Raw genomic sequence first — 8,975 nt, 5'->3', positions numbered from 1 at the left:
ATTAAAGTGTTAAAAGCAGAGGGTTACAAAATTACTGCAACAGCAATCTATACTGTTTTTCAAGGGCTGTTAGCGATTGAGGCAGGAGCCGACTATTTAGCACCTTATTACAATCGTATGGAAAACTTAAACATTGATTCAGCTCAGGTTATTTCTCAGTTAGCGAGTGCCATAGAGCGTGATCATTCATCAAGCAAAATTCTAGCAGCTTCCTTTAAAAATGTGGCTCAAGTTAATCGAGCATTTAAAGAAGGAACACAAGCAATTACGGCAGGGGCAGATGTATTTGAAGCAGCTTTTGGAATGCCTTCTATTGCAAAAGCAGTAGATGACTTCGAAGCAGATTGGTCAGCCGTTCATCATAAGAATACAATTTGATAAAGGAGGAGTGTATGAGAAATTTTGCAAGCCCATCTCGTTACATTCAAGGGGAAAATGCTTTATTTGAAAATGCAAAACCTATTTTAGAACTGGGGAGTCATCCTGTTTTACTCTGTGATTCAGTGGTCTATGATATCGTAGGGGAACGTTTTGAAAAGTATCTCCTTCGGTATGGCTTTACAGTCTTGCCAGTATTCTTCAATGGTGAAGCTTCTGATAATGAAATCAATCGTGTGGTCAGTCTGGCAGAAGAAAATGGCTGTGACTTAGTCATCGGACTTGGTGGAGGAAAGACCATCGATAGTGCAAAAGCCATTGCCGATCTTCTAAAATCACCAGTTGTCATTGCTCCGACCATTGCCTCTACAGATGCTCCGGTTTCAGCCTTGTCAGTTATCTATACGGATGAAGGTGCTTTTGCTCGCTATATATTCTATTCTAAAAACCCAGAATTGGTCTTGGTGGATAGCAAAGTCATCTCTCAAGCACCAAAACGTTTGCTCGCTTCTGGTATCGCAGATGGATTAGCGACTTGGGTTGAAGCGCGTGCAGTGATGCAAGCTAACGGAAAAACCATGCTAGGCAAACACCAAACTTTAGCTGGTGTCGCGATTGCGCAACGTTGTGAAGAAATCTTATTTGCAGACGGACTTCAAGCCATGGCTGCTTGTGAAGCCAAAGTGGTAACGCCTGCTCTTGAAAACATCATTGAAGCCAATACCCTTCTCAGCGGGATTGGATTTGAAAGTGGTGGCTTGGCAGCAGCTCATGCCATCCATAATGGCTTTACAGCCCTTACTGGAGACATCCACCATTTGACACACGGTGAAAAAGTAGCCTACGGAACGCTAGTTCAATTGTTCTTGGAAAACCGTCCAAAAGAAGAATTGAACAAATACATTCGTTTCTATCAACAAATCGGTATGCCAACGACTCTGAAAGAAATGCATCTTGAAAATGCAAGCTACGAAGATCTTCTCAAGGTTGGCCAACAAGCCACCATTGAAGGAGAAACCATCCATCAAATGCCATTCAAGGTACAAGCATCTGATATTGCTCAAGCCATTGTAGCAGTGGATGCTTATGTCAACTCCTTAGGTTGATCAAAGAAATATAGAAACCATCGTCTGATGACGATGGTTTTTTATGATTGGTCGTTTCGTTTAATTTGGAGGTGTATCCTTCTGAATGAATAGCTTTCCCTCCCACATAGCTGAAAAATGCAACCGTTTAGAAGAATGAAAAGGAGAATGTTCCAATCTTTGATAGACTCAGGAGGTAGCGTTACAAATACAAATTGGAGGAAACGAAATGACAGAATGTAGTCAAAAAGAATTGGAACAGATTGTAGGAGGTGGGGGTTCTCGCCCAAGTCTTAGCTCAGGTCAGTCTGATAAGATTGAGATTGGACGTCCTGGATTTGTGAAGCGACCACCGCTCGCTCGTATTTAAGACATGATAGAGTTCTAGGATGAAGTGTTCTGAGAGTTAGATCTTAAGGCAGATTGGAACTCGGTAGAAAGGATTAAATGAAAGGGTAAATGCAATGAGTAAGACAGACAGATTGTTTCAACTGGCGACACTTGGGATTCTCTGTATCAATTTTGCGCTTTTTAACGTGGGGCTTCCAACGGATTTAGTGAGCCATCTATCGGATGCTTCTTATTATAGTTTGCTCCTCTTGTTGATCGGATTGATTGGGGGAGTAGCCGTGATGCTCTTGGTAAAGAGTCGTCGCTGGGACTTGTATGGGAAATTTACCTTTAAAGCGTCCTATTTGGCGGTTTTTGTGCTTGTTTTTCTTGCTCACTTTTTATGGGATATGTTTTCTGCTACGGTATTTCCGCCCACTAAGAATTCCATAGCCCTTGCAGAAGTATCTAGTGGTTTGTCAGGCTGGGCCTTGGTGTTGATACGTTATGTCTATGCCTGCTTGCTGGCTCCTATTGTGGAGGAACTAGTCTTTCGTGATTTGGTCATGACGGCTTTGGCACCTTATCAGAAGTATAAGCTGGATATGCTGGTGTCTGCTTCCTTGTTCAGTCTCTCGCATGTCTGGCAGTATGGCTGGGATTTGCCAAGCTTTATCGTTTACTTAGTACCAGGCTTGCTATTTTGTGCGGTCCTGCGCTATACCAAATCGATCTACTGGACCATCCTTCAGCATGCCTCTTGGAATAGCTTCCTTACCCTCGTATCCCTCCTGGTCAGTGGGATGTAAGCAAGGGGAGCTAGTGGCAGAGAGCTTTATCCATCATCAAAGAGAGAGTGGGTCAGAAATCGGTAATTCATTAGAATTCGATTTCGTCGTCCCACCTCCGCACAGTTGAGTAGGGCTGTAAAAGCTGATGAAATCAGCGTAGTAGAGCCCACTCAACCACTGCGTCTTGCTCGACAATCCAAAAATAATTGAGTGGCTAGGACTTTTGTCCCAGCCTCTTTTTGTATGGAATCAAAACCGCTATTTTCCTAAACTTTTGAAATATTATACAGTTAAGCGTTTACATTTTTCCATAAAGTGCTATAATTTAATATGAAGAATAACATTTTATACAGAGGTGATCCATATGAAAAAAGGGAAGCTACTCTTAGCCACCGGCGCTCTGCTTTTGTCTGTAAGCGCACTGGTAGCCTGCTCACAAGGAGGGAAATCTTCAAGTTCGGACAACCAGGTCTTTAGTTATGTCTATACTCAAGATCCGGATACTTTGGATTATTCACTTTCTAATAAACGGTCGACTTCAGAATTTACAGGTAATGCTGTGGATGGTTTGTTAGAAGTTGACAAATATGGCAACTTAATCCCATCTCTTGCTAAGGATTGGACTGTTTCAAAAGATGGTCTGACCTATACCTATAAACTTCGTAAAGGGGTTAAATGGGTGACCGCTGAAGGGGAAGAATTCGGAGAAGTTAAGGCCCAAGACTTTGTAACGGGGCTTCAGCACGCAGCGGACAAGAAATCTTCGGCCCTCTATCTCGTCCAACAATCTATCAAAGGGTTGGATGATTATGTCTCAGGGAAAACCAAAGACTTCTCAACAGTTGGTATCAAAGCTGTCGATGACTATACTGTTCAATACACCTTGAACCAACCAGAAAGTTTCTGGAATTCAAAAACCACCATGGGCATTTTGATGCCAGTCAATAAAGAATTCTTAGATTCTAAGGGAGATGACTACGGTCAAGGTACGAACCCTTCTAGTATTCTTTATTGTGGTCCTTATTTGATCAAAGCTATCACCTCTAAATCTGTTGTGACGCTTGAAAAGAACCCAACCTATTGGGATGCGGATAATGTAAAAATTTCTAAGGTTAAGCTGACCTATTATGATGGACAAGATTCAGAATCTTTGATCCGTGGATTTGATAACGGAGACTATACCTTTGCCCGTGTCTTCCCAAATGGCTCTAACTATAAGAGTGTAGAGAAGAAACACAAAGATGACATTGTCTTCAGTGACCAAGGATCCTCTACTTATAACTTATCTTTCAACATTGACCGTCAAGCTTATGAGATTACGACGAAGACGACAGATGCTCAAAAGAGCTCAACCAAGAAAGCAATCTTGAATAAAGACTTCCGTCAAGCCATTATGTTTGCCTTCAACCGCAAGGCCTATGTAGCGCAAGCCAATGGGGAAGCATCTGCAGACAAGGTCATCCGCAACACCTTCACTCCTCCAAACTTTGTTCAAATTGATGGCAAAGATTTCGGTGAGTCTGTAGAGAAAAACTTAGAAGAATATGGTGATGAATGGAAAGGTGTTTCTGTCGAAGATGGAAAAGATACCCTTTACAATCCAACCAAGGCCAAGGAAGAGTTTGCCAAGGCTAAAGAAGCACTTCAAGGCCAAGGGGTAGAGTTCCCGATTCATTTGGACCTCCCTGTTTCATCAACCTATACAGAAGGAGTCAAGCAAGCTCAATCCTTTAAACAGTCGATTGAATCTACCCTAGGAGCAGAAAATGTCGTCATCGACTTGAACATGGTATCTGAGGACGATCTTAATCGAGTGACCTACTTTGCTGAAAATGCTTCCCAACAAGACTGGGATTTGAACAACAACTTGGGTTGGGGACCAGACTATACGGATCCATCTTCTTACCTAGATATCACAAGCTCTAAGAATGGTGAAAATGCAAATTCTTACTTCGGATTTGATGCGGGTACTAATAACGCAGCTGCTAAAGAAGCTGGTTTTGACGAATACGATCAATTGATCGAAGACGCGCACAATGAAACCAAAGATGTCAACGATCGCTATGCAAAATATGCCAAGGCTCAGGCTTGGTTGACAGATAGCGCCCTCTTGATTCCAATTCACTCAGATGGTGCATCTCCAGGTGTTCGAAAGACAGTTCCATACACAGCTGCCTTTGCTTGGACAGGACACAAGGGTCAAACCTTCAACTACAAGTATCTGGAATTGCAAGACAAAGTCTTGACAACCAAGGAGTACGATGAAGCGCGTGAACAATGGAAGAAAGAAAAAGAAGAATCCAATAAGAAAGCTCAAAAAGAACTAGAAAGTCACGTAGAAGACTAGGAACTTTAAGAGTGATTGTATACTGAACAGGGAAGAGAGTGGGACAGAAATCGGTCATTGGTTAGCATTCGATTTCGTCGTCCCGCCTCCGCACAGTTGAGTAGGGCTGTAAAAGCTGATGAAATCAGCGTAGTAGAGCCCACTCAACCACTGCGTCTTGCTCGACAATCCAAAGACGATTGAGAGGCTAGGACTTTTGTCCCAGCCTCTTTTTGGTGGATAGAACCTTTAAAAATCCCCTAAAAATGGTATAATAGGAGCATCACGAAAATTGGAGAGACAGCATGAGTTTTTACAATCATAAAGAAATCGAGCCTAAGTGGCAGAAACACTGGGCTGATCATCATACCTTTAAGACAGGAACTGACGCCTCAAAACCTAAGTTTTATGCGCTTGACATGTTTCCTTACCCATCTGGAGCGGGTCTTCACGTAGGGCACCCAGAAGGCTACACAGCGACAGATATCCTTAGCCGTTTCAAACGTGCCCAAGGATACAACGTCCTTCACCCAATGGGCTGGGATGCTTTTGGTTTGCCTGCAGAGCAATACGCCATGGATACAGGGAATGACCCAGCGGAATTTACAGCGGAAAACATTGCCAACTTCAAACGCCAAATCAATGCCCTTGGCTTCTCTTACGACTGGGACCGTGAAGTCAACACAACGGATCCGAACTACTACAAATGGACGCAATGGATTTTCACCAAGCTTTATGAAAAAGGCTTGGCCTATGAAGCGGAAGTGCCAGTAAACTGGGTTGAGGAACTAGGAACAGCTATCGCCAACGAAGAAGTCCTCCCTGACGGAACCTCTGAGCGTGGTGGCTATCCAGTTGTCCGCAAACCAATGCGCCAATGGATGCTCAAAATCACTGCCTATGCGGAACGCTTGCTCAATGACTTGGATGACCTGGATTGGCCAGAGTCTATCAAGGACATGCAACGCAACTGGATTGGGAAATCAACTGGTGCCAATGTCACTTTCAAGGTGAAAGGAACAGACAAGGAATTCACCGTCTTTACGACTCGTCCAGATACCCTTTTCGGTGCGACTTTCACTGTCTTAGCTCCTGAGCATGAGTTAGTAGATGCCATCACAAGTCCAGAACAAGCAGAGGCTGTAGCTGACTACAAACACCAAGCAAGCCTCAAGTCAGACTTGGCTCGTACAGACCTTGCCAAGGAAAAAACAGGGGTTTGGACTGGTGCTTATGCCATAAACCCTGTCAATGGCAAGGAAATTCCAATCTGGATTGCCGACTACGTTCTGTCTAGCTATGGAACTGGTGCTGTTATGGCTGTACCTGCTCATGACCAACGTGACTGGGAATTTGCTAAACAATTCGGCCTTCCAATCGTAGAAGTCTTGGAAGGTGGAAACGTAGCAGAAGCTGCTTACACAGAGGATGGCCTTCACGTCAACTCTGACTTCTTGAACGGACTCAACAAAGAAGAAGCGATTGCCAAGATTGTGGCTTGGTTGGAAGAAAAAGGCTTTGGTCAAGAGAAGGTGACTTACCGTCTCCGCGACTGGCTCTTTAGCCGTCAACGTTATTGGGGTGAACCAATCCCAATCATTCATTGGGAAGATGGAACTTCAACAGCTGTTCCAGAAAGTGAACTCCCACTTGTCTTGCCAGTAACCAAGGACATCCGCCCTTCAGGTACTGGTGAAAGCCCATTGGCTAACTTGACAGACTGGCTTGAAGTGACTCGTGAGGATGGTGTCAAAGGTCGTCGTGAGACCAATACGATGCCACAATGGGCAGGTTCAAGCTGGTACTACCTCCGCTATATCGATCCACACAACACTGAGAAATTGGCTGACGAGGATCTCCTCAAACAATGGTTGCCAGTCGATATCTACGTGGGTGGGGCAGAACACGCCGTGCTCCACTTGCTTTACGCTCGTTTCTGGCATAAATTCCTCTATGATATCGGTGTTGTTCCAACCAAAGAGCCATTCCAAAAACTCTTTAACCAAGGAATGATTTTGGGAACAAGCTACCGTGACCACCGTGGCGCTCTTGTGGCAACTGACAAGGTTGAAAAACGTGACGGTTCCTTCTTCCATGTGGAAACAGGGGAAGAGTTGGAGCAAGCACCAGCTAAGATGTCTAAATCCCTCAAGAACGTTGTCAATCCAGACGATGTGGTGGAACAATACGGTGCGGATACCCTTCGTGTCTATGAAATGTTCATGGGACCACTTGATGCTTCCATCGCTTGGTCTGAAGAAGGATTGGAAGGAAGCCGTAAATTCCTCGATCGTGTGTACCGTTTGATCACAAGTAAAGAAACCGTTGCGGAAAACAATGGCGCTCTAGACAAGGTTTACAACGAAACTGTTAAGGCTGTCACTGAGCAAATCGAGTCGATGAAATTCAACACAGCCATTGCTCAACTCATGGTCTTTGTCAATGCGGCCAACAAGGAAGACAAACTCTATGTAGACTACGCCAAAGGCTTTATCCAATTGATTGCCCCATTTGCGCCTCACTTGGCAGAAGAACTCTGGCAAACAGTCGCAGCAACCGGTGAGTCTATCTCTTACGTGGCTTGGCCAACATGGGACGAAAGCAAATTGATTGAAGACGAAATCGAAATCGTCGTTCAAATCAAAGGTAAAGTCCGTGCTAAACTCATGGTTGCAAAAGACCTTTCACGCGAAGAATTGCAAGAAGTTGCTCTCTCTGACGAAAAAGTCAAAGCAGAGATTGATGGCAAAGAAATCGTAAAATTGATTAGTGTACCGAACAAGCTTGTCAACATTGTTGTGAAATAAAAAATGAATCCTTCAGAGTTCAGCTCTGGAGGATTTTTTAGGCTCAGCTTGACAATAAATAGTATTTTTGTTAATATCATTAACAAAAGAGAGGCGCTATGAATAAGAAAGAACTGTATAAGTTTAATAATCGTTTTAACAGCTTTGCTTTAGCTTTTGAACAGTTGAAAAAAGCTCAGCATAGGAACAGTATTGATAAATCAATCACTATTAATGAAGTCCATTTGATCGATCTAATAGGTCGCAATCAGCCTGTGAATCTAGTGAAATTATCTGAGTTACTTGAAGTATCTAGGAGTGCCATTACTCAGAGTGTTAGACGTTTAACCAAGAAAGACCTCGTTACTTTTGAATTTGCACCGGATAATGAAAAAAATAAATATCTGATATTATCCAAAAAAGGTGTTGAAGTTTTTAATATCCATAAAGAGCAGCAAGAACATATTGAAAAGGCCATTTTTTCAGTTTTAAGAAACTATAGTGAGGAGGATCTTCAAATGGTTATTAAACTGATGGATGATGTTGAACAGGTATGGCAAGAATTGCCGTGGTAAAAATCACGGTAATTTTAAAACTATATTGTTAATTATATTAACAAAAAGAGGAAGATATGAATATACAAATTGAACTGATCTCAGAGTCTGATTTAGCAGACGAATCTTTTAATATTGTCATCGATGGCTTAAAACCAAGTGAAACCTATCGAGTCGAAATGTATTTATCTGATTATTATTGTATCAATGCTCCTATGCTTTTAGCTCATAATGTTTTATGGAAATCAACAGCGACTTTTGTATCAGATAAGAATGGTATTATTGATATTTCACAAACTCCATCTTGTTCTGGCTCTTATGAAGATATTGCAACAATGGGGTTATTCTTTAATGCCAAGCCCTTAACCAATAGGAAAAAGAAACTTCCAAACTCTCTTTCTAAAATTCCCTTATTAGATCACTTTTTTGTGGAAATCAAAATTATACAAGGTAATACTGTCGTCGCAGAGAGAACTTTCACAAGACATTACATGAGTTCGCAAATTAGTCATCAAGATATTTACAGGAAACATTTTCAAGGGAGACTATTTTATGATAAAAAGGCAATAAAAGCACCAGCATTGATTATTGTGAGCGGTAGTGAAGGAAGGATTGAAAAGGCACAGAATATAGCTCAGCTTCTATCTTCTAGAGGTTATATTTGCCTAGCAGTTGCCTACTTTGGTTTAGAGGGGTTGCCAAAACATTTGGAACGTATTCCTTTA

Annotated in this window: 8 protein-coding genes; all 8 read left to right on the top strand. The window is 42.5% G+C overall.

What is annotated here, in order from left to right:
• The coding region (locus ACLOR3_RS08695; protein WP_412037149.1) for a fructose-6-phosphate aldolase at positions 1–378 on the top strand (378 nt) is incomplete at its 5' end.
• Positions 379–392: 14 nt separating this feature from the next.
• Positions 393–1,484 (top strand): glycerol dehydrogenase, encoded by a 1,092-nt coding sequence (locus ACLOR3_RS08690; protein ID WP_061564682.1) that lies wholly within the window; start codon positions 393–395, stop codon positions 1,482–1,484.
• Positions 1,485–1,692: 208 nt separating this feature from the next.
• Positions 1,693–1,833 (top strand): bacteriocin, encoded by a 141-nt coding sequence (locus ACLOR3_RS08685; RefSeq protein ID WP_411400778.1) that lies wholly within the window; start codon positions 1,693–1,695, stop codon positions 1,831–1,833.
• Between the two features lie 94 nt (positions 1,834–1,927).
• A complete protein-coding gene (locus ACLOR3_RS08680; RefSeq protein WP_411400780.1) occupies positions 1,928–2,602 on the top strand; it encodes a CPBP family intramembrane glutamic endopeptidase in 675 nt (224 codons plus the stop codon).
• Positions 2,603–2,948: 346 nt separating this feature from the next.
• Positions 2,949–4,931, top strand: a complete 1,983-nt coding sequence (locus ACLOR3_RS08675; RefSeq protein WP_120701309.1) for a peptide ABC transporter substrate-binding protein — start codon at positions 2,949–2,951, stop codon at positions 4,929–4,931.
• Between the two features lie 284 nt (positions 4,932–5,215).
• The gene (gene leuS / locus ACLOR3_RS08670) at positions 5,216–7,717 is read left to right on the top strand and encodes a leucine--tRNA ligase (RefSeq protein ID WP_195324305.1); all 2,502 of its coding nucleotides are present in this window, start codon (positions 5,216–5,218) and stop codon (positions 7,715–7,717) included.
• Positions 7,718–7,815: 98 nt separating this feature from the next.
• Positions 7,816–8,271, top strand: coding sequence for a MarR family winged helix-turn-helix transcriptional regulator (locus ACLOR3_RS08665; protein ID WP_120701307.1), 456 nt, complete (start codon positions 7,816–7,818; stop codon positions 8,269–8,271).
• Between the two features lie 56 nt (positions 8,272–8,327).
• Positions 8,328–8,975, top strand: a 648-nt coding sequence (locus tag ACLOR3_RS08660; RefSeq protein WP_412037148.1) for an acyl-CoA thioesterase/BAAT N-terminal domain-containing protein, incomplete at its 3' end; no start/stop codon positions are given.

This window comes from Streptococcus intestinihominis (genome assembly GCF_046824975.1).
Classification (GTDB): domain Bacteria; phylum Bacillota; class Bacilli; order Lactobacillales; family Streptococcaceae; genus Streptococcus.
This window is presented reverse-complemented; position numbering and strand designations above follow the sequence as displayed.